We start from the raw sequence: 20,652 nt of genomic DNA on the forward strand, positions 1-20,652 counted from the left end.
CACTGGAAGAGTTTGTTGCACATTCAATTAACCATATTTAAGGGGTGATTTAGCTTGGGGAGTTTGACCAGTTTAACGACCAGGACGCGGATGGAATCAGCATCTCATCGTCGTCGGTGGCGATCGACCAACGCGCCCCGCAGTTTCTGCGGTTCTGGGGATCGATGATGACTCCTAATGCGGGAAGGGATCTAGTTCACGCATTCGGTTCACATGAGCTTGTTGTAGTTCGTCTGTGCGGGTGAGGAAGTCGACGATCAGGGCAAGCTCCGCCGGGGTGTAATGGCTGAATAACGCCTTGCCTGCCTGATCTAGCAGGGGAGAGAGCAATTCTGCGACACGGCGGGCGGCGAGATCTGTGGCCAACACGATTACTCGGCGGTGATCGATCGGATGTCGCGATCGAGTGACGTAGCCCAGCTTCTCCAAGCGGTCGAGCGCAATCGTGGTGCCGGCGGCAGTGAGACCGAGCTGATCGGCCAGAAGTCCTGGCGTCGTGACCTTCTCCCCCGCACAGAGAATGAGTTCCAGAGCCCGGCGATCTGTCTGGTTGACGCCGAGCACCCTCACCAATTCACGCGCCACGTCATCGAAGGACGAATGAAGCGATTCCATTGCTTTTTTCAGCACTACGGCGATCCGAGAGAGTTCGGTTGACATAGAACGAAAAGACCTCCCCACACCTGGCTTGGCGCCGTTTAGTCGACACGGGGGCAAGCGGCCTGCGCCGACTGGTCGAGTCAGTTTTCCATTGAGGCGCAAGCCCGACTGTACCCAAATTGCGTTGCGTGGGCGGTGTTTTGGAGGTTTGATCTCGGGGTTTGTTGATTCGGGGTTGAGTGTCCCCGTCGACGGACAGATACGTGTGAGGGGTCGCGGTTAATTGACCTAGACGGTGTGGGGAGACTCCAGCCTCCCCACACCGCCTAACCGATCAGCACTAACCAGCTGGTCTGTCCGAACTGCTGAGTTAGGTGACAGTCGTGGTGGTGAGCGTCGGATTAGGACTCGTCGGGTAGCACGAGGTTGCGATGTTACCGAAAACTGGAAGGTTGGTGTTGAAGGTCATACCGGGGTTGGTGTAACTGGTGCCCGCATAGGCGCTGGTAACCGTGCCGGCAGCGGTGGCCGTCACGTTGATGGTGACGGAGGGCGGGGTGTATGTCGTGCCACCGGGAATCGGGCCGGGAATGGTAAGCACGACATTACTACCCACGAGGGCCGTCGAGCCCGGATAAGATCCACCGCCGGTTGCGCTGGAGGAGACGTATGTCGAATTTGCCGGGACCGGGATAATCATCTTCATGTTGTTGATGTTATTGATAGTAAAGCCGAGCACAGATGACGGAACCGTCGATGAACCCGGTGCAATGGTAATGGCCACGGGAGAACCCGCGGTTACCGAGCTCGGCGCGGTGCCGGTGACCGACGTCGTCTGGCTCGATGTCCCAACGGAGGCCTGGCAACTCCAGTTCACAGAGACGGCTGCATGTGCCGTCCCGGCGAAACAAAGTGCGGCGGCAAGGGCCATCGGAGTGATGGCTCCGGCACGAAGCAGCGTGGACGTATTTGATCGCATATTCTTCTCCATAGGGTGAAGGTAGCGACGTAGCCGTGATGCCGCGCCGCGGATAAAATGTATATCGCTTACGCCGAAATTCACGGCACATTTTGAACACGTTTTAGTGGCAGTGTCGCATCCATTATCAGCTATTAGTAATTCGCCGGAGTTATTATTCATTGTTGATAATTGGTAAAAGAAAGCTATCTCCACAAAGATATTGATTGCAGAATTATCTTGGACGTGCACTCTGCGGTACTGCGCAAACAGTCGAGGTGCACGTTCGCTCTGGCAGGTGTGTCACCGTTCGCCATCGAGGGCGCCGCCTTGTCGACGTCGACTATCCCTTGGGGTTCGATCCCGGCTACTGCCTCCGAGCCTGTGCGCAAGGTTCATGCGCGTCCGCCAAACATCTGCGAGCGCCTTATGCCCATCCTCGCGGGTGCCCTTGTGGGTGATGTGCAGTCGGTGCAGGCGTCGCACCAGTCGCAGCAGCGATAGGCCGGCTAGTTGTCGGACAGGACGCGCTCGACGGTGACGCCGTGCTCGGCGAACCACGCCACGGCGCGCTGCAGCACGGCGATCGTGGTGACGACCTCTTCGTCGGAGTGAATCGCGGCGTAGGCCATCCGAGAGTGATCATCAATCACGTTGTGGATGAATGTGATTGATGATCCTGGGGCGTCAGTTCTCGGCGGGATCGCCGCGATCGCCGGTTCGATAGGCGGTCTGCCGGGCGTTGAGTGTGCTTTGCGCTCGGCTGGGAAACCTGCGCCTGTAGCCGTCGGGGATGTTGGCGAACTCGGTGACAGCGACGTGGATCAGTGAGCCGGGACGGCCCGTGCTCGTAACGCCGCAAGGGCTCGCCGTTGACGGCCCAATTCTTAGCGGTCCGCTGGGCGACCGAGAACATCGTGGCCACTGCGGCGTAGGTCCAGGCCTATGTCGACGACGAGCCGAGCGAGCGTCAATCGTGCGCGAGGGTCAATGCAGCATTGGCATGGGACGCGAAAGCCTCCTGGTTGGTGAAGCAGTTCCTAGACAGCTCCACTTCACAACCAGGAGGCCTTCCCTGTCACACAGGCGCACCGATAAACGGGAGGGACAACCTCCCTGGACTGTCTAGTGTGCGCGGTTGGCGTGCCCGGTTTTTCGTGCTGAGGGGCCGGTGCCGGTGGCACCGCCGGAGCCGGTGTCGTGAGTGCTACCAGCCTGGGTGGAGCCGGGTTGTGCGTTGTTGGCGCTGCCCGCACCGGTGTTGTCGGATGCCGCGGGTGTGGCTTTCGTGGTCGCCGGGCTGGGTGCGATTGCCGCGCGGAGCGTGCTCGGCACGCTGGATGCGGTTACCGCGCTGGGTGCGCTCCCCGTGCTGCGTGCGCTCCCCGTGCTGCGTGGGCTAGCCGTGCTGCGTGGGCTAGCCGTGGCAGGGGTGGCGTCCAGTGTCACCGTGGCAGCTGGTTTCGGTAGGGCTGCAGCCGCATTGGGGGACGCGACCGCCGCCGCCGTGAATGACACCGGTGCGCCCAGCGCTTGCGCGATGGTGTCGCGCAGGCCAAGCAATGCGGCGACAAGACCCGATTGTCCGGCGCCGACCGGGGTCAGAACCCCCGGGGCTCCCGTCGGTGCATACCCGTTGAGGAAGGCGTTGGTGAGCACGGCGGGGGCGTTGACGATCGCGTTCACCGCCGCCCCGAAATCGCCGGCGCCCACCGCGTCGTACACCGCTTGCACGGTATCCCCAAACGCGCCCTCGACGGTGCTGACCACGGAGAGCGCAGAAAAGCCCGCGACGATAAGCACGGTGGGGACTGCCTTTACTACGTTGACGATGTTCTGCAGAACCTGGCCGGGGATGTTGAGCAACGGAAGCAACTGGAGGGCGGGGTACTGCACCACCCCGAGTGCGGCAAAAAACACCGTGGCCAAGGCGTTGTTGATCTGGCCGGCGGCCAGTTGTTGAGCTGCCGTTTGGAACGCCTGTGGGAGTGCCGTCAGGTTCGCGACAAAGGCGCCGCCGGCGTTGCCGAGCGCTGTGGAGATGGTGGTGGCGTAGCCGATCTGGTTGGCGATGATCTGCGCCAAGATGGGAGCAGGGTCAGACTGCACCTGCTGGCCAAGGGCCGACAGGTTGTTGAACGTTGTCGTCAGGACCTGCACCCACTCGCTGATGGGATCGACCGTCGCGGTCGCCGACGCAGTCAACGTCGCCGCGATGCTCGACACCGGGATCGCCGGCAGATGCACCTCCTGCGGTGCCACCACTATCGGCGACAGCGCGATGACACTCGCCCCGATCAGTGCCACACCGCTGGTCATCCTGGTCCGCGCAAACGTTTGCATAACTCTCCCTCAGTAATCGGTAACCTGAAGTCGTAAATTACTTCACTCTGATCGCCGCGCGGGCCTAATTCCACCGGAAAGTCTGAGAATTTCTCAGCTGGGTTGAGAACTCCCCTATTCTGGCCTCTCCCAGGGCATCTGGCGCGGCCTTATCGTTATTCGGTGTTGAAAGTTGTCGGCAGAAAGTTATCTCGCCCAGATAATTAACTACATAAAGCTATTAGGGCAAAGATATTGCAATACCGAATACCCCGGGCGGGCACACAACCTGCCCCATCCTGTAGAGCCACACGCCGCGCGCCAGGAACTGCTCCACGCCGGCAGGCTCGGCGGTACCGGTCCGGCACACCAGCAGCCCGACGACAATCTGAGGGTCGCCCCAACGTCCCCAGCTGCAACCGACGTCTCACAAACGCCGCGGGCTCAACCTGCCGCAGTCAGCGGAATCGTCAAACCACCTGGCGCCGGCGACATCCCCGCACTTGCCAGACCCGACGCAGTCAAAGGCAGCGCAATCAAGCGATAAGACAACCACTTTCAAGCCCAGATCGCTCGTCGCATAGTCACCGGAAGGAGTCCACCTGCCGTCGTACAGATGTGGTGGGACATCGAATGCGACGACGGGTGGTCACCCCTAATTGGGGAAGGGATCCAATTCACGCATTCGGTTCAGATGAGCTTGTTGCAGTTCGTCCGAACGGGCGAGGAACCCGGCGATCAGAGAAATCTCCGCCGCGTTGTAATAGCTGACCAACATCTTGAGGCCCTGATCCAGCAGCGGGGAGACGAGTTCCGAAAAACGGTGAGCAGCGAGATCTGTGGCCAACACGATTACTCGGCGGTGATCAGTCGGATGTAGCGATCGAGTGACGTAGCCGATTTTCTCAAGGCGGTTGAGCACGATTGTGGTGCCGGCCGCAGTGAGACCGAGCTGGTCGGCCAGAAATCCTGGCGTCGTGGCTTTCTCGCCCGCAATGAGAATGAGCAAAAGGGCTCGTAGATCAGTGCGATTGACGCCGAGCACCCTCACTAATTCGTGCGCCAAGTCGTCGATGGATCCATGAAAAGATTCCAATCGTCTCTTCAGGACTCCGGCGATCCGAGAGAGTTCGGTTGCCATCGGATGAAAAAACCTCCCCCATGTGGACTTGTCCCCGTGTGGGAAACGGGCTCAAGCGGCCTGTGCGACTGATCGAGTCGGGTTTCCCTTTGTGACGAGCCCTGATCATAACGACGGTCGAGTGCCCTGCGCGGCGATTATCGATGCTTTCGCTCTAGCTATCGGCGACTTCGCCGCCGAATTGAGCAATGCTCGAAATCTGCGTGGACGAGCGTCGATAGTTGGCCGGGGAAGGTGCAGGTAGTTCACGACACGGAATCAGCCAACGAATGCGACGGGTCGGTCGCTGTTTGGGTGAGATCGTCCGCGATGGCACTCACGCCGACGATGTGCTCCTGAAGTTGTGCAATCACCCCGCCGAGCATCGGATCCATTCGAGAACGACGAATCCGATCGAATCAACTTGTACCAGTGTGTGGTTGCGGACCAGTGGCACCAAGGGCCCAGGCTCTGGGCTGCAGGAATTGCCATGTCCTACAAGCTCATCAACGCCGCACAAGCCCGTTGGCAGGTAGTCAACGCACCACACTTGGTCGCCCTGGTCACCTGCCATTTGCGTTCGCTTCCCAGGAAACGCTTCATCCGCTCGGACTTTCCATGGCCTGGAGAGTGCGAAACCCCTCGGTGTCGGTCCGCACGTCAGGCTCTGGTGGCGAGCGCGCGGATGCTGCCCGCGTCGGTGAACGTGAAGCGGAACGTCAGGTCGACCGGACTACCGGGGAAGCCGCCGGAGATCCGCGCGGGCGCGACGGTCACGTCACAGAGAGCCTCTAGGTGGCGGATGGTGTGCGTGGCTGCACCGCACTGAACCGCGCCAGATACTGCGCCGTTTCGAAGTGCGTCGCCAACTCGAAGTAGCGGTCCACCAGTTCGGTGGTGCCCATGCTGCCGCCTCCTCTTTGCTGAGTCTTCCCGGGCGGGTGGGCAGCCTGTTACAGCGGTCGATGCCCACTGCCGTAAGTGGAGAGTCAAACGTCGGCCTATGACGGCCGTGGACGGGACCGGCAAAGTTCTACCGGCTGCGTCACCTGTGTTGCTGATGGGATTTACCTAGTCATCCCCTGGGGATCCCCTAACCCCCTAATCGGGTTTGCCGGTAAGCCCCGGGGGCTGCGGGGAGAGCACGGGCACCGACCCCGTGTTCATTCGCTGCGGCGATCCATAGCGTGGCTATCAGTGACCGGACGAGTCCGGCAACGCGCTCTCCGAGAAACGAGAAAGGTCTTCCGATGGACAACGTGCTCCAATTCATTCTGGATCTGTTCAACAACGAAACCGCCGCACAGCAGTTCGTTGCAAACCCCGACATGGCGCTGGCGACGGCCGGATTGCAAGACGTCAGCCCTGACGTCCTTCAGTCGGTGGCCACCAGTGCCGTTCCCGGCCTGATCCTCGGTAATGCCAATCCCGTCGCCGGCCTGCAACAGGCGGTATCCGATCAGTTCGGATTCGCGCCCGTTGCCGGAACCGTTGTCGACAATGCGGCAAGCCTGCTCTCCCCCGTCGCCGACGTCATCTCCCCCGACGTCATTCCCGGGGTTTTGGGGGGATTGCTCAGCAACAACACCGTCGAGCTCGGCAATAACGTTGCGCCCGCGGACGGGTTTGTCGACGACCGCGTGAATACCGGCTTCGTCGGCAACCAGGGTGTCGGTCTCGGACTCGGCGGTGGCGCCGAAGTCGGTGGCGGTTTTGAGGCCGGCCTCGCCGGACAAGCCGGTCTGGGCCTGGGCTTGGGCTCAGGTCTTGAGAGTGGCGTAGGCGCCGGGCTCGGTGCTGGCGTGGAAGTCGGNGGCGGNTTNGANGCCGGNCTCGNCGGACACGCCGGCGCAGGACTCGGAACCGGCAGCGGCACCGGCGCAGGCCTCGGCCTCGGCGGCGGCGCCGAACTCAGCGGCGGATTCGAAGCCGGACTCGGCGGACACGCCGGCGCAGGACTCGGAACCGGCAGCGGCACCGGCGCAGGNCTCGGTATCGGCAGCGGCGCAGGCGCAGGCCTCGGCCTCGGCGGCGGCGCCGAACTCGGCGGCGGATTCGAAGCCGGACTCGGCGGACACGCCGGCGCAGGACTCGGTATCGGCAGCGGCGCAGGCGCAGGCCTCGCGGCCGGTGCGCACGGTGGCGCCGGACTCCACGGCGCAGCAGGACTCGGCGGAAATGCCGCGTTGAACGCACAGGGGGTCGGCCGGAGCGGGACCGGCTTCGGGGAACGTCGCGACGATCGACCGACGATCTCGGACCGGCCCGCAGGCGATGCCGCGATCGGAACTGGCGGCGGCGTCAACGCCGGAGGCCAAGCGGGGTTCTCCGGCGGCGGCGCGGCCGGGGTCGCCACCCCGCTCGGAGGGGCTTCGCTCAGCAGCCAGACAGCGGCCGGCGGCGGAACCTCGTTCGGCGTGGGCAACACCGGCTTCTCGGGTCAAAGCGGTGCCGGCTTCTCCAACAGCACCTCGGCCGGGCTGTCGAGCCCGGTGGGCGGCGTGTCTGTCGGCAGCCAGACAGCGGCCGGCGGTGGCGCATCGTTCGGCACGGGCAACGCCGGGTTGGCCGCCCAGGGCGGCGCCGGGATGGCCAACGCAACCTCGGCCGGCGTCATGGGCCCCCTCGGTGGAGCGACCGTCACCAGCCAGGCGGCGGCCAGCGGCAACGTCGCCGCAGCCGGACTACTGGGCGGTGGCACGAGTGCCAACCTCGCCAGCCATAGTGGCCTGCAGAGCGGCGCGTCGTTTGGCGCGGCCGGCCTGGCCGGGCAGAGCAATACGGGCACCGCGGCCGACGGACACAGCAGCATCCTCGGCGACGAGAGCACCGCACTGGGCGGCCACAGCAACGTCCAGGCTGCTAGCTCACTGACCGGTGCGGGGCTGAACAGCCAGACCAGCACGGGCATCGCGGCCGGCGGACACAGCAGCATCCTCGGCGACGAAAGCGCCGCACTGGGCGGACACAGCAGCATCCTCGGCGACGAAAGCGCCGCACTGGGCGGACACACCACCACCCAGGCGACGACGTCGCTCAGCGGTGCCGGACTGTCGAGTCAGACCGGCGGCAGCACGTCGACCGCGGTCAATGGCAGCACCAGCCACGGCAGCATTCTCGGCGACGAGAGTGCTGCGCTGAACAGCCACACCACCGCGAGCCAGAACGTCATCACCGATCACAGCTCGACGGCTCCGACCGGTCAGGTCATCGACACGACGGGTTCGACGGCCGCCACAGGTTCGACGGGTTCGACCGGTCACGTCATCGACACCACCGGCTCGACCTCGGCCAACACCGGCGTCACCTCGCACAGCGGATCGGTCATCACAACGCCCGAAAGCAGTGCGCCGGCGGGTCAGCCGAGTTCGGTCGACACCAGCCACGCGGCCGTCGACAACCACGCCGCGATCAGCGCGTCGACTCAGGCCGCCGTCGCACCCGATCACTCGACAGTCGATTCCTCGGCTGCCGCATCGGCCGACTCCTCGAGTCACGCCCCGCTGTTCGACACGAGTCACGATGCAGTGGCGACGCATTCGGACGTCGACACCAGTGCGGCAACGCACACCCAGCTGGGCCATCACGGATTCTGATCGAAGACAACAACAATGGCGCCATCTACGGGTGGCGCCATTGTTGTACTCAGCCGGCAGGTGCCCTGAGCGTCAACACGGTGATCTCGCTGGGCGCAAAAACCCGGAACGGCGGCCCCCAGAATCCGGTGCCGCGGCTGGTGTAGAGCTGGGTCCGCTCGCTATGTCTGCTCAGCCCGTGGACCACCGGTTGGTCGAGCCGGACCAGGAAGTTGAACGGCCAGATCTGCCCGCCGTGGGTATGACCGGAGAGCTGCAGGTCGACGCCGGCCTCGACGGCCTGCGGCACCTGTTTGGGCTGATGAGCCAGCAACAACACCGGCAGTGTGTGATCGTAATTGCCGAGGGCCGCTTGCAGATTCGCCCCATGCCCAGCGAGGCCGGAACTCTTGGCCGTCGCATCGTCGACGCCGGCGATGACGAGCCGGTCGCCGCCGCGCTCGATGACGATGTGCCGGTTGTGCAGCGCATCCCAGCCGATGCCCTGCATATAGTCCAGCCAGCCCTGCGCTTCGCTGATGTATTCGTGATTGCCGGTGACGTACACCCGGGCGAACCGCGCCCGCATCGAGGCGAGCGGCCTGGCCTGGCCTTCACGCATTGCCGCCGTGCCGTCTGCGATGTCGCCGACGTGGCAGAGGACATCGGCGTCGAGATCATTGACGCGTTCAGCCACGCGCGCCGACCACCGTTCGCGATTCAGCGGCCCGAAGTGGGTGTCGGTGATCATCACCACCCGTAGGCCGTCCAGCCCGGCCCCCAACCGGGGGATGGCCACGTCGATGCGCCGAGTTCGCGGCACGCGCATGGCCTCGGTGTAACCCCACACGAGAAGCGCTGCGACAACGACGACCACAGCGCCGGCCACCGCACGTGAGCGCACCGGATCCGCGACCCCGACAACGGCCAACGCCAGGCGCAGCAGCTGGGCCAGGACCGACCACACGAATAGCACCCAGATCCCGCCGAGCAGGGCGTCACCGGTAATGGCCGCCCAGTCGCGGTGGCGGCGGCCGTGCCCTCCCGTCATCGCCGCGGGCAGCCCGGCGAATACTGCCGCGAACCCCAGCGAGCCGACCGCGAGCACCGCTGTCGGCCAGCGGTTCCCCGCGACCAGCAGCGTCCACCACGGCACCGCCAGCAGGGCCGCCATGATGACGAACACCAGGATCAGGCGCATCCACCGGCGCCGGGACCGCACACGGGGTGTGCGTTCGTCCTTGGCGATGCTGCCCTCAGTCACCAGCGGGACCGGCATTCGCTGCGGCGGCCGAGTGGGCCAGGTCGGCGAGCACCGGCGGAAGGTCGAGTCTGGGTACGACGGCTTCGATGATCACCATCTTGTCCCGATGCGCGGCGGCCGTCGTAAGTGCCTCGTCCAGTTCGGCCTGGTTCTCCGCCCGGAAGCCCAAATGTCCGTGGGCACCGAGAGCCCCGAGGAGGTCGAGCCATTTCCAGGCGACGATATCGTTGTAGTACGCGTCTTCGCCATGGATTGCGCGTTCGATGGTGTAGCCGCCATTGTTCACCAGGACGATGACGGCGGGAATGTTTTCCCTTGCCAGACAACCCAATTCCTGAACGGTCAGCTGCGCGGCCCCATCACCGATGAGCAACACCGGACGACGATCGGGATGGGCCAGCCCAGCGCCCAGCGTGGCGGGCAACGTATAACCGATCGACGCCCACAGGGGTTGACCGATGAAGGTGACCCCCGACGGCAGCCGGTGTTCGGCCATTCCGTAGAACGAGGTGCCTTGGTCGGCCAGCACGATATTGCCAGGAGTCAGCGCGCCGGCGATGCTGTCCCACAACGATTTCTGCGTCAGTGGTTCAGTGCGGTCCGGCGGGGGCGCAGCCGGCGGGCTGGGCGCGGTTTCTGGTGCCACGGAGCGGATGCCGCGATGCTGCAGAATCCCGGTCAGCGCGTGCAGGGCTGCTCTCATGTCGAGGGGCGCGAAAACCTTTCCCGCGACCACACTTTGATAGGGGCCGATGTCGATATTGCGCGCGGTATCGATGCGCTGGCTGAAGAAGCCGCTCACCAGATCCGTGAACTGTACGCCGGCCGTCACCAGTACCGGGGCCTGTTCGATACCCCTGCGGACCGGTTCCGGGCTGCCGGAACCGGAGTAGATGCCCAGAAAGCTCGGCGAGCTCTCGTCCACCAAACTCTTGCCCCACATCAGCGTGGCGTGCGGTACGACATCGGCAGCCAGCAGCGCTTCGAGTTCGGATACCGCCTGCAGCCGATGGACGAGGAGGTCGGCCAGCACGGTCAGCTGCTGGGTGCCGATGAGTTCGGTGGCCGCCTCGGTGAACAGGGCCAAAGCCCGTGGGCTGGTGTTATCGGCGTAGCGGGGTAACGGCTGAGACGGCGGCTCGGTGGGGAACTCCGCGACGTCGGTGGCCAGCAGTAGATACCCGGGCCGCTTTTGTTCGCGGACCTCCGAAAGCACCCGGTCGATTTCGCGGGTGGCGGTGGCCGGAACCAGATTTGCCTGTGCACAAGTGATTTCGCGCGCCATTCGAAGGAAGCGCTCGAAATCCCCGTCTCCGAGTGAATGGTGCACCACCCGTCGCGCCGCCTGCGTGTCTTTCGACGGAGCGCCCACAATGTGGACCACCGGCACGTGCTCGGCATAGCCGCCAGCGATGGCGTTGGCGGCCGACAACTCGCCGACACCGAAGGTGGTGACCAGAGCAGACATGCCGCGCAGTCGGCCGTAGCCGTCGGCCGCATATCCGGCGTTGAGTTCGTTGGCGTCACCGACCCAGCGGATCCGGTCATGGGCGACGACGTGGTCAAGAAACTTCAGGTTGAAGTCGCCCGGCACGCCGAATACCTCGGTGACGCCCAGTTCAGCGAGTCGATCCAGCAGATAGTCGCCGACGGTGTAGCTGGCTTCGGGGATGGCGGTCATCTCACCAGTGTGCCTTCCCCGGCCGGCGCCGCAGCTGGCCTAAGTGACACCTGGGAGACTCATCCGGTGACCCCACTGCATGATTCCTCCTCGCGCGGTTTCGCCTCTGACAACTATGCCGGTGCCCATCCTGAGGTGCTGGCAGCAATCGGCGAGGCCAACGGCGGGCACCAGGTCGCCTATGGAGGCGATGACTACACGGCACGTCTGCAGGAAGTGCTGCGTGGGCATTTCGGCGCGCAGACGGAGTCGTTTCCGGTGTTCAACGGGACGGGCGCCAATGTGACGGGCCTGACGAGCATGCTGCCGCGCTGGGGTGGGATCGTCACGTCGACCACGGCCCACATCAACACCGACGAGAACGCAGCACCGGAACGCGTCAGCGGCCTCAAATTGCTCACCGTCCCCACTCCGAATGGAAAGCTCACACCGGAGCTGATCGACATCGAGGCGTGGGGCTGGGGCGACGAACATCGCGCCCAGCCACTGGCGGTCAGCATCACCCAGTCCACCGAGTTGGGCACCCTCTACACCCCCGATGAGGTGCGCGCAATCGCCGATCACGCGCATTCCCGCGGCATGACGCTGCACATGGACGGCTCGCGACTCAGCAACGCCGCCGCCGCCCTCGGTACCGAATTGCGCACCTTCACAACCGATGCCGGTGTCGATGTGCTCAGCCTCGGCGGCACCAAGAACGGCCTGCTCTATGGCGAGGCCGTCGTGGTGATCAATCCTGACGCCGCCACCGGGCTGCTCTTCCTGCGCAAGTTGTCGATGCAGCTCTGCTCCAAGATGCGCTTCGTTTCGGCACAGTTGATCGCGCTGTACGAGGGGGACTTGTGGCTGCGCTCCGCCCGTCATGCCAACGCGATGGCCACCCGGCTCCGGCGTGCACTCGATGACGTTGCGGCCCTTCACTTCACCCAACCCACCCAGGCGAACGCGTTATTCGCCGTACTGCCGCCGGGAGCCGCTGACCGGCTGCGCGAGCAGTTCCGGTTCTACGACTGGAATCCCGCCGCCCGCGAAGTACGGTGGATGACCGCCTGGGACACCACCGAAGCCGATGTGGATGCGTTCGCCGCGGCGATCAGAGCCGAGCTCGGCCAGAAGCAGTAACCCCTAAGCCAGCCGCAAAAGCGGCAGCGCGCGGGGGCCGCGACGGGCCTGGATGTCGCGAACGAGGGCCTGAACCGCCTCTGCGACGGTGCGGTGGACCGGAACCGCAGGCCCGTCGGCGGACGCGCGTATCTCCGCCGCGTCCTCGGGACGGGCGACGATCGCGATCACCGTGCCGAGATCACCGGCGGCAAAGCTGCGCAGAGTATCCAGATCCGCGACGGCAGCCTCGGTGATGTCGATGATCAAGGCCGTCTCCAGTCGTGTGAACCGGTAGAGATGGCGGTACACGCAGTCATCGTTGAGGGCGTCGACGCTGCCCCGGACGGTCAGAACCGTCGCGACGCCACGGGCGTAGGCCTGGATGACGGCTCTGCGGCAGTCGATGGCGTACCCGGCAGTGGCGGGGGACGTGCGGATGGCGAGAGTCATAGGGCCCCGATCTAGATGTGTGGCAACGACACCCGGGCACTGACGGCAGTGACGTACGCCGGATGCTGACTGTTCGCGACAATCTTGACCGTCGAACCCGGGGGTTTGGCTGTGACCACGCTGTGGCTTTCGCAGGAGCGGACGGTATGGGGGCTAGCCGGTAGCCGAGATGGCGGTCAGCGCTGACGACACCGGCGCCCACCTCGGCGAGAGTACTTCCCATGGCCGCCGGCTGCCCTGGCCAGCGGCGAAACTTCGAGGAGGCGCCTCATGACCACGTCCCTGATCCACAGCAGCCACACGGCGTCACTTCTCGACGGTGAGATCGTCGAGGAGTCCGAGTTGGGCTCGATGCGACGTGTCACGGCCGACAACCTCCCCATCCTCAACGGCATGTCCATCAAGCGAGTGCTGCTCAACCCCGGAGCGATGCGCACCCCGCACTGGCACGCCAACGCCAACGAACTCACCTACTGCGTGTCCGGCACGGCGCTGGTCTCCATCCTCGATGACGGCAGCACGTTCTCCAGTTTCGTCGTGACCGCCGGACAAATGTTCCACGCCAACTCGGGCTCCCTGCACCACATCGAGAACATCGGCACCGACGTCGCCGAATTCATCATCGCGTTCCGCAGCGAGCGCCCCGAGGACTTCGGATTCGGCGCGACCATGGGTGCTTTCAGCGACGCTGTGCTGGGTAACACTTACGATCTGCCTGCCTCCGACCTGGCAAAGATCCGCCGCTCAACCGTCGACCACAAGCTCGCCGCGCGTATCGGCGATCCGGTGATCCCGGCGAGCGCGTATTTCAACGATCCGCACAAGTTCGACATCGAAGCCCAGGAGCCGCCGCTGAACTATGTCTCGGGCAACGCGCGCTTCGCCCGCGACCAGTACTGGTCCGCACTCAAGGACCTCTCGATGTACTCGCTGCGGGTCACCGAGGACGGGATGCGTGAGCCGCACTGGCATCCGGTGACCGCCGAGCTGGGTTACGTCCAGCATGGTGACGCCCGCATGACGATCATGAATCCCGATGGGACACTTGACACCTGGACCATGAAGGCCGGCGACATGTACTTCATCCCACGCGCCTACCCGCACCACATCGAAAACATCGGACCCGACCCGTGGCACTTCCTGATCTTCTTCGACCAGCCCACCCCCGCCGATATCGGTTACCGCGCGTCGGCGAGCGCATACTCGCGTGAAGTGCTGGCCGCCGCCTTCAACACCCATATCGACGACCTGCCGGCCTTCCCCTTCACCCCCGCCGACCCGCTGGTCGTCAGCCGGGTCAACCCTGTCGACCCCCGCTGACCTGTTCTCCTACCACCGAAACGAAAGGTACGACAATGGCATACGTCACCACCTCCGACGGGACCGAAATCTTCTACAAGGACTGGGGTCAGGGTCAGCCCATCGTGTTCAGCCACGGCTGGCCGCTGTCGTCCGACGACTGGGACAACCAGATGCTGTTCTTCCTGGCGCAGGGCTACCGGGTGATCGCCGCCGATCGCCGGGGCCACGGCCGCTCGACTCAGACCCCCGGTGGCCACGACGCCGACCACTACGCCGACGATCTGGCGGCGGTGGTCGAGCACCTCGATCTGCACGACGCCATCCACGTCGGGCACTCCACCGGCGGCGGCGAGGTGGTCCGCTACATCGCCCGCCACGGTGAGAGCCGAGTCGCGAAAGCCGCACTCATCAGTGCTGTGCCACCGCTGATGGTGCAGACCGAAGCCAACCCCGAAGGCTTGCCCAAGAGCGTGTTCGACGATCTGCAGGCGCAGTTGGCGGCCAACCGCTCGGAGTTCTACCGTGCGCTGCCCTCGGGCCCGTTCTACAACTACGACAAACCCGGCGTCGAGCCGTCGGAGGCCATCATCGAAAACTGGTGGCGCCAAGGCATGATGGGCGACGCGCTGTCGCATTACGACGGGATCGTGGTGTTCTCCCAGACCGATTTCACTGAGGACCTCAAGAAGATCACCGTACCCACCCTGGTGATGCACAGCGTCGATGACCAGATCGTGCCCTACGTCGCCGCCGGCCCGAAGTCCGCCGCACTACTGCAGAACGGAACGCTGAAGACCTACGGCGACAACTTCCCGCACGGAATGCCCACCACGCACGCCGACATCATCAATGCCGACCTGCTGGAATTCCTGAAGGCCTAGCGAGAGGTCCCGCAAATTCGGCGGTGAGTTGGTGAAAGCTGCTCTGGCGTATGGCGATTGGTTCACCGCGACCGCGCGTCAGCCCGCACCGCCGGCCGATACCTACGGCGACCGGATTCCGGCGCCAGCGCTGGTGGATTTCCCCGTCTGACCGCAGCCCTACTTCACAGTCAGATTCGCTGACAGGCGGGCAACTCGCTGCAAGGCGGGCAGATCGGACCGTCCCCGGGCCGCCGCACTTCCGCTAGCGTCTGCGTCGTGACACCTCTCGTGGACGCCGCGCGCACGATCGCCGATTCCGTCCTGTTCCCGGCGGCCCTGGACGTCGACCGCACCGGCACGATTCCCGATTCGCATTGGCAAGCGCTGGCCGACGCGGGGCTCTACGGCATCGCCGCACCCGCCGCGCTCGGCGGGCCGGGGCTGCAGCTCCCCGATCTCATCGCGATTCTGGAGAACGTGGCCGGCGGCTGCCTGGCGACGGCGTTCACCTGGGTACAGCACCACGGCGCCCTGGCGTCGCTGTCCGCCTCGACGAACACCGCGCTGCGCGACGAACTGGTACCCGGTCTGATCGCGGGGCGAATCCGGGCCGGAGTCGCGTTCGCCGGCGCGGTCCCCATTCCACCCCGGATGAACGCGCAACGGATCCCTGACGGGTGGCGTCTGTCGGGCCATGCACCGTTCGTCAGCGGCTGGGGCATCATCGACGTGCTGCAGGTGTCGGCGGTCGACGCCGACACGGGAGACATCATCGCTGGCATCGTCCCGGCCGGGGGCACGCCGGGGATCACCGATGTCACCGCGCAACCGCTGTTCGTCGCCGACGCAACCAGGACGGTGTCGTTGGATGTCGATGGGCTGGTGATTGCCGACGAGCGCATCGTCAGCCGGGTCACCCGGGCGGAGTTCATGGCCAACCAGAACTTCGGGTCACGGCTCAACGGCACCTTGCCGATCGGCGTCACGCTGCGATGCGCCCAGCAACTGGACGCGGCCGGACGCACCGACGCGGCCGCAGCGATCACCGCCGATGCCGACGCGGTCCGCGAACGACTCGACTCCGGGCTCGCCGAATCCACGATGCTTCTGCAAGCCCGCGCCGAGGGTGCCGCGTTGGCGGTGCGGGCCGCGTCCGCTGTGGTCGCCAACGCGGGCGGCGCGGCACTCCTGCGGTCCTCCCCCGCTCAGCTCCTGGCTCGCAACGCGACGTTCACGCTGGTCGCTGCCAGTCGCCCGGAGCTGAAAAAGTCATTGGTGGAACAGTTTTCGCGCAGTCGAGGTTGACTGCAGCGACTAGGAGACCAGCTCCGACCAGAACTCCACCGTGGGTTGCGGGCCAACGGCGCTGGCCCACCGGAGGTTGTCCGGGCCCGGCCCGAATTCGTTGTCGAGGTAGTCGACCAGGGTGAAGCCGTAACAGATGATGTCTGCCTGGTAGATCGACAGCACGGGGTGACCATAGGTGCCGCGACCAGCCGGTAGGTACCGATGGCCATACACCGGCACCATCTGAGGTACCCCGGCCAGCTTGTGGCTGGCCAACGTCAGCGCGTCGGCCATCTCGACCGGGCGCTCACCCCACTCGTCCATCCACAGCGCGTTGTTCTCGACGTCGAACAGCACCCCCTCGACCGGCCACCCGAGCCTGTCGAGCAGATCCTCGTCAGCGCCGTCGCGCCAGTCCGGCCAGCGCTCACCAACCGGCAGCCCAGCAGCGAGGAAAGCCCGGTGATCGTCGGCGAACTGAAATCCGAAGCGGCCTTCGACACGCGCGAACTCCGCCTCGGTCAGGCCCGTCTCGATCTGACGGGTGTAGTCGCGCAGGTGCCGTGCTGCCTGCGCACCCAGCCGTGCTCCCTCGTCGTCCACCCTGCCAGGCTAGGTCCGCGGGTCAAGCGGATAACAGCGGTTGACGATCAGCGGGTCGGACTTGGTGGACGGGAAGTTCGGCAGATCGTCGATGTGCGCGTTGAACGTCGCCGCCAGAACCTCACGTGAGTACGCGCTCGCCGAGGCGCGGTAACCGATATCGGCTGGCGTCGGCTGGTCGAAGAAGATCGCGAAATGCAGATCGGGCGCGTCGAACACCTCGATGTGATGCGGATAGGCGCGCGGGACGAAATACATGTCGCCTTCGGTCAGGTACCAGGTGTCCAAGGTCCCGTCCGGGTTCATGATCGTCATCCGGGAGCCGCCCTTCGCGACGTGCCCGAGATCCGAGGTCGGACTCCTCGACGATCTCCCCGTCGAGCAAGGAGACCTTGTGCGCGCTCGGATCGAGCCCTGTGGCGATGTGTATGCGATCCTCTCGTTACCGATTTTCCTGAAAACTAGTTTCAGGCAAGGCTTTTGGACGCACCCCCGCCAGCTGCAGCGCCACACCCTTCGCAATCAGACAGCATGGTCCGCCACAAAGGTGTCCGCTGTCGCGTTCGCGCGCGGTGAAGACAGCCGCATGCGCCGAGACAGTGACAAAATGGCACGAATGGCCGAACGTGTCAGTTTCCCCAGCACCACCGGACCGACCTTGCACGGCGTTATCGACCTACCGGTTGGTGACGTCCGCGGATGGGGGGTGTTCGCCCACGGTTTCACGCTCGGCAAGGATTGCCCGGCCGCAAGCCGAATCTGCAAACAGCTGGCCAGCGAGGGTGTCGGCATGCTGCGCTTCGACAACCTGGGCCTGGGCGATTCAGAAGGCGATTGGGGCGACGGCTCGTTCTCGCACAAGGTCGACGACACGGTCCGCGCCGTCGAGTTCATGAATGACACCAGACGCGAGGTGCGCCTGCTGGTCGGCCACTCGTTCGGTGGTGCAGCCGCCATCGCCGGCGCCCACGACTGCCCCACGGTGGCTGCGGTGGCCAGCATCGGCGCGCCCTACGAGCCGGCCCATGTCGAACACAACTACGACGCGCTGGTCCATCGGATCGAGGCAGACGGCGAAGCGCCGTTTCTGGTGGGTGGAAAAGCCCTCACCCTCAAACGCCATTTCATCGAGGACGTCCGCGCCGCGGATCTGCGGGAACGGATCCGCACCTTGCGCCGGGCCCTGCTGGTGATGCATTCGCCGACCGACAACACCGTGGGGATCGCGAACGCCAGCGACATTTTCCGCACCGCCCGGCACCCGCGCAGCTTTGTTTCACTCGAAGGCGCCGATCATCTACTGACCGGCAAAAACCAGGCGGCGCGCGCCGCTCGCATCATCAGCGCCTGGGCCGACCCGTACCTGTAGCCCACCCGTACTCACTCTTAGAGTATTCATAATTATGTCTTATTTTTCTTAAACTCGAGGTACGGTCGGTGCTCATCGGCAGGGCCAACGGAGCGTCTGCGCTGGCGACGGAAGGGGCCGTGATGGCCGGATCGGGTTCGCACGCTGTGGTTTTGGGTGCCGGTATGGCGGGGCTGCTGACCGCCAGGGTGCTCTCGGAGTTCTACGAGTCGGTGACGGTGGTGGAGCGAGACGTACTGCCCGTCAATCCGAGCCAGCGCAAAGGGGTTCCGCAGGGACGACACCTGCACAACTTCCTCAGCCGCGGGACGCAACTGATCGGCGAGTTGTTCCCCGGAATTCTCGACGAGTTCGCGGCCGCCGGGGCCGTTGTCGATGATGCCGGTGATCTGTCCCGGATTTACGTCCGCGTAGCCGGCTATGAGCTGGCGCCCGCGGGCCGGCTGGCCGATCCGGCGCCATTGGCGGCGTACCAGGCCAGCCGCCCGTTTATGGAGTTCCACCTACGCCGTCGGGTTGCCGCGTTGCCAGGCGTCACCATCCTCGGCAACCACGAGGTGATCGAACCGGTGATCTCCGGCGACGCCGTCACGGGTGTACGAATCATCAACCACACCAAAGGTATTGCCGATGCCGTATACGGCGACCTCGTCGTCGATGCAACCGGGCGCGCGGCACGCACGCGCGCCTACCTGGACAGTCACGGCTTCGGCCCCCCGACAGAAGACCGGGTGCCACCACAATGTGGGTATTCCAGCCAACTGCTGTATATCGCGCCAGGGCGTATCGCCGAGCGGATGGCGTTCGTCAGCCAGGGCAATATGGCACCCGGCGCCCTGCTGGTCGCCTACGAGCACGACACCTGGATGCTGGCCGTCGCCAGCCCGATCGAATGCGGCACTCCTCCCGGCAGTTTCACCGAGTTGATCGACGCGGCCGGACAGATCCTGCCCGCCGCGATGACGGCCGCTCTGCGCGATGCGTCTCCCATCGGGGGGCTGGCGATCTCCCGAAACACCGCCGCAGGCTGGCGACGCTACGACCGGGCGCCACGGCTGCCGAGCGGCTATCTGGTACTCGGCGACGCGCTGTGCAACCTCAATCCACTCCACGGCCAAGGCATGACCATGGCCGCCCTGCAGGCGCACGCCCTACGGGAGTGCCTACGGGCAGGGAACACCAACCTTGCCCGGCGCTTCTATTGCGCTGCGGCCGAACACATCACACCGGTGTGGACGATGAATGAGGCCGCCGATCGGCGGCCTTCCCCGAACACCCCGCGAACCCTGCGGCACAGGGCGCGCGCCCGCATGCAACGAGAGGCGTTGACAGCCGCCACCCACGATATCGCCGTGGCCGAACGATTCCTGCGCGTCCGCGGTCTCATCGACCCACCCGCCCGGCTACAGGACCGGGCCCTGCTCGTCCGGATTCTGCTGACGAACTTCCGACAGCAGGTGGCAACCCGCCTGTGGTCGGCTAACTTCCGCTGCCACCGACTTCGGCGGGCAACGGCGGAATGTTCGGGGTCGGGTTCGGGACCGGGTCGGGCTTGGCCGAGGGCTGGGTCGTCGGCGCGGACGATGCCGACGTAGCCGGTGCTGAGGTGGCCGGTGACGGTGTGGTCGACGTCTGCGGTCCGTGGTAGTCGAGCATCGGTTCCTGGCGAATCACGGTCGAACCGGAGCTGACCGTCAACGCACTCGACGTCAGCGTGTAGGTGATGCCGTCGTTCTCGGCGACGAACCCGCTGCTTGACTGTGTCGCAGGCAGAATCAGTCTGGCGCCGTCGCGAATTCGCACGCCGCGGTAGGTGTACTTGCCACCCGATGTCGCACAGATCGCGACGCGCGACGTCGCCGTGCTGCCGAACGCTGCGGCGGTATCCGGTGATGCGCACCGCGCCGTCGAATCGACAAAGCCCTGGCTGTCGGTACCAGGCTCGGCACTGGCCAAGGGAATCACGAGTGCCAACAGTGCGGCACATACTGCCGCAGGCACGGTCAACAGATGGACGGAAGGCCTCACGGAGGAGCTCATCTCTTCTACCTGACCATGCCCGCGCGATCTGCGCACGCAAAGATGCCGAGATACAACACGATCGTTAGGACTTCGAAACATTAAGCGGCGGGCCAACTATCTCCGCGATGCCCC

Annotated in this window: 17 protein-coding genes and 3 pseudogenes; 8 read left to right on the plus strand and 12 right to left on the minus strand. The window is 64.8% G+C overall.

What is annotated here, in order from left to right; all coding sequences use genetic code 11:
• Nucleotides 1-174: 174 nt before the first annotated feature.
• The 6 genes and pseudogenes from H7J73_RS18230 to H7J73_RS18255 all read right to left on the minus strand — a co-directional run bounded on the left by H7J73_RS18230 (nucleotide 175) and on the right by H7J73_RS18255 (nucleotide 5,395).
• Nucleotides 175-660 (minus strand): MarR family winged helix-turn-helix transcriptional regulator, encoded by a 486-nt coding sequence (locus H7J73_RS18230; protein ID WP_264068956.1) that lies wholly within the window; start codon nucleotides 658-660, stop codon nucleotides 175-177.
• Between the two features lie 310 nt (nucleotides 661-970).
• Nucleotides 971-1,591, minus strand: a complete 621-nt coding sequence (locus H7J73_RS18235) for a hypothetical protein (protein ID WP_264068957.1) — start codon at nucleotides 1,589-1,591, stop codon at nucleotides 971-973.
• A gap of 375 nt (nucleotides 1,592-1,966) precedes the next feature.
• Nucleotides 1,967-2,606, minus strand: a pseudogene (locus tag H7J73_RS34000) (DDE-type integrase/transposase/recombinase); the annotation flags it as partial.
• Nucleotides 2,607-2,683: 77 nt separating this feature from the next.
• The gene (locus H7J73_RS18245) at nucleotides 2,684-3,901 is read right to left on the minus strand and encodes a RodZ family helix-turn-helix domain-containing protein (protein ID WP_264068958.1); all 1,218 of its coding nucleotides are present in this window, start codon (nucleotides 3,899-3,901) and stop codon (nucleotides 2,684-2,686) included.
• A gap of 634 nt (nucleotides 3,902-4,535) precedes the next feature.
• Nucleotides 4,536-5,021, minus strand: coding sequence for a MarR family winged helix-turn-helix transcriptional regulator (locus tag H7J73_RS18250; protein WP_264068959.1), 486 nt, complete (start codon nucleotides 5,019-5,021; stop codon nucleotides 4,536-4,538).
• A 245-nt stretch (nucleotides 5,022-5,266) separates the two neighbouring features.
• A complete protein-coding gene (locus H7J73_RS18255) occupies nucleotides 5,267-5,395 on the minus strand; it encodes a hypothetical protein (protein WP_264069305.1) in 129 nt (42 codons plus the stop codon).
• On the opposite strand from H7J73_RS18255, the pseudogene H7J73_RS18260 reads away from it, so the two are divergent.
• Together H7J73_RS18260 and H7J73_RS18265 are read left to right on the plus strand one after the other, a co-directional pair.
• A pseudogene (locus H7J73_RS18260) lies at nucleotides 5,348-5,565 on the plus strand (IS256 family transposase); the annotation flags it as partial. The gene H7J73_RS18255 and the pseudogene H7J73_RS18260 overlap by 48 nt on opposite strands.
• A gap of 685 nt (nucleotides 5,566-6,250) precedes the next feature.
• Nucleotides 6,251-8,596, plus strand: coding sequence for an IniB N-terminal domain-containing protein (locus H7J73_RS18265; protein ID WP_264068960.1), 2,346 nt, complete (start codon nucleotides 6,251-6,253; stop codon nucleotides 8,594-8,596).
• A 49-nt stretch (nucleotides 8,597-8,645) separates the two neighbouring features.
• On the opposite strand, the gene H7J73_RS18270 is transcribed toward H7J73_RS18265, so the two are convergent.
• Together H7J73_RS18270 and H7J73_RS18275 are read right to left on the minus strand one after the other, a co-directional pair.
• Nucleotides 8,646-9,776 (minus strand): metallophosphoesterase, encoded by a 1,131-nt coding sequence (locus H7J73_RS18270; RefSeq protein ID WP_264069285.1) that lies wholly within the window; start codon nucleotides 9,774-9,776, stop codon nucleotides 8,646-8,648.
• Nucleotides 9,777-9,831: 55 nt separating this feature from the next.
• Nucleotides 9,832-11,520 carry an alpha-keto acid decarboxylase family protein gene (locus H7J73_RS18275; RefSeq protein ID WP_264068962.1) on the minus strand — a complete coding sequence of 563 codons (1,689 nt, stop codon included), beginning with the start codon at nucleotides 11,518-11,520 and terminating at the stop codon, nucleotides 9,832-9,834.
• Between the two features lie 66 nt (nucleotides 11,521-11,586).
• Between H7J73_RS18275 and H7J73_RS18280 the strand changes: the two genes are divergently transcribed.
• The gene (locus H7J73_RS18280) at nucleotides 11,587-12,642 is read left to right on the plus strand and encodes a threonine aldolase family protein (protein WP_264068963.1); all 1,056 of its coding nucleotides are present in this window, start codon (nucleotides 11,587-11,589) and stop codon (nucleotides 12,640-12,642) included.
• 3 nt (nucleotides 12,643-12,645) lie between these two features.
• Here H7J73_RS18280 and H7J73_RS18285 read toward each other — a convergent pair whose 3' ends face one another.
• Nucleotides 12,646-13,074, minus strand: a complete 429-nt coding sequence (locus H7J73_RS18285; protein WP_264068964.1) for a hypothetical protein — start codon at nucleotides 13,072-13,074, stop codon at nucleotides 12,646-12,648.
• Between the two features lie 270 nt (nucleotides 13,075-13,344).
• Between H7J73_RS18285 and H7J73_RS18290 the strand changes: the two genes are divergently transcribed.
• From H7J73_RS18290 to H7J73_RS18300, 3 genes are all read left to right on the plus strand, one after another.
• Nucleotides 13,345-14,394 (plus strand): cupin domain-containing protein, encoded by a 1,050-nt coding sequence (locus H7J73_RS18290; protein ID WP_264068966.1) that lies wholly within the window; start codon nucleotides 13,345-13,347, stop codon nucleotides 14,392-14,394.
• A gap of 35 nt (nucleotides 14,395-14,429) precedes the next feature.
• Entirely contained in the window at nucleotides 14,430-15,257 is an 828-nt protein-coding gene (locus H7J73_RS18295; protein WP_264068967.1) for an alpha/beta fold hydrolase, read from the plus strand.
• Nucleotides 15,258-15,515: 258 nt separating this feature from the next.
• On the plus strand, nucleotides 15,516-16,544 hold the full coding sequence (locus H7J73_RS18300; RefSeq protein WP_264068969.1) for an acyl-CoA dehydrogenase family protein: 1,029 nt from the start codon (nucleotides 15,516-15,518) through the stop codon (nucleotides 16,542-16,544).
• Between the two features lie 9 nt (nucleotides 16,545-16,553).
• Here H7J73_RS18300 and H7J73_RS18305 read toward each other — a convergent pair whose 3' ends face one another.
• Both H7J73_RS18305 and H7J73_RS18310 read right to left on the minus strand, forming a co-directional pair.
• A complete protein-coding gene (locus H7J73_RS18305; RefSeq protein ID WP_264068971.1) occupies nucleotides 16,554-17,129 on the minus strand; it encodes a hypothetical protein in 576 nt (191 codons plus the stop codon).
• 9 nt (nucleotides 17,130-17,138) lie between these two features.
• Nucleotides 17,139-17,483 (minus strand): annotated as a pseudogene (locus H7J73_RS18310) (cupin domain-containing protein); the annotation flags it as partial.
• A gap of 262 nt (nucleotides 17,484-17,745) precedes the next feature.
• Here H7J73_RS18310 and H7J73_RS18315 point away from each other — a divergent pair.
• Together H7J73_RS18315 and H7J73_RS18320 are read left to right on the plus strand one after the other, a co-directional pair.
• Entirely contained in the window at nucleotides 17,746-18,498 is a 753-nt protein-coding gene (locus H7J73_RS18315) for an alpha/beta hydrolase family protein (RefSeq protein ID WP_264068972.1), read from the plus strand.
• 68 nt (nucleotides 18,499-18,566) lie between these two features.
• The gene (locus H7J73_RS18320) at nucleotides 18,567-20,093 is read left to right on the plus strand and encodes an FAD-dependent oxidoreductase (protein ID WP_264068973.1); all 1,527 of its coding nucleotides are present in this window, start codon (nucleotides 18,567-18,569) and stop codon (nucleotides 20,091-20,093) included.
• On the opposite strand, the gene H7J73_RS18325 is transcribed toward H7J73_RS18320, so the two are convergent.
• On the minus strand, nucleotides 19,978-20,538 hold the full coding sequence (locus H7J73_RS18325) for a hypothetical protein (protein WP_264068975.1): 561 nt from the start codon (nucleotides 20,536-20,538) through the stop codon (nucleotides 19,978-19,980). The two genes, H7J73_RS18320 and H7J73_RS18325, sit on opposite strands and share 116 nt — an antisense overlap.
• Nucleotides 20,539-20,652 lie beyond the last annotated feature (114 nt).

It is taken from the genome of Mycolicibacterium komossense (assembly GCF_025822605.1).
Classification (GTDB): Bacteria; Actinomycetota; Actinomycetes; order Mycobacteriales; family Mycobacteriaceae; genus Mycobacterium; species Mycobacterium komossense.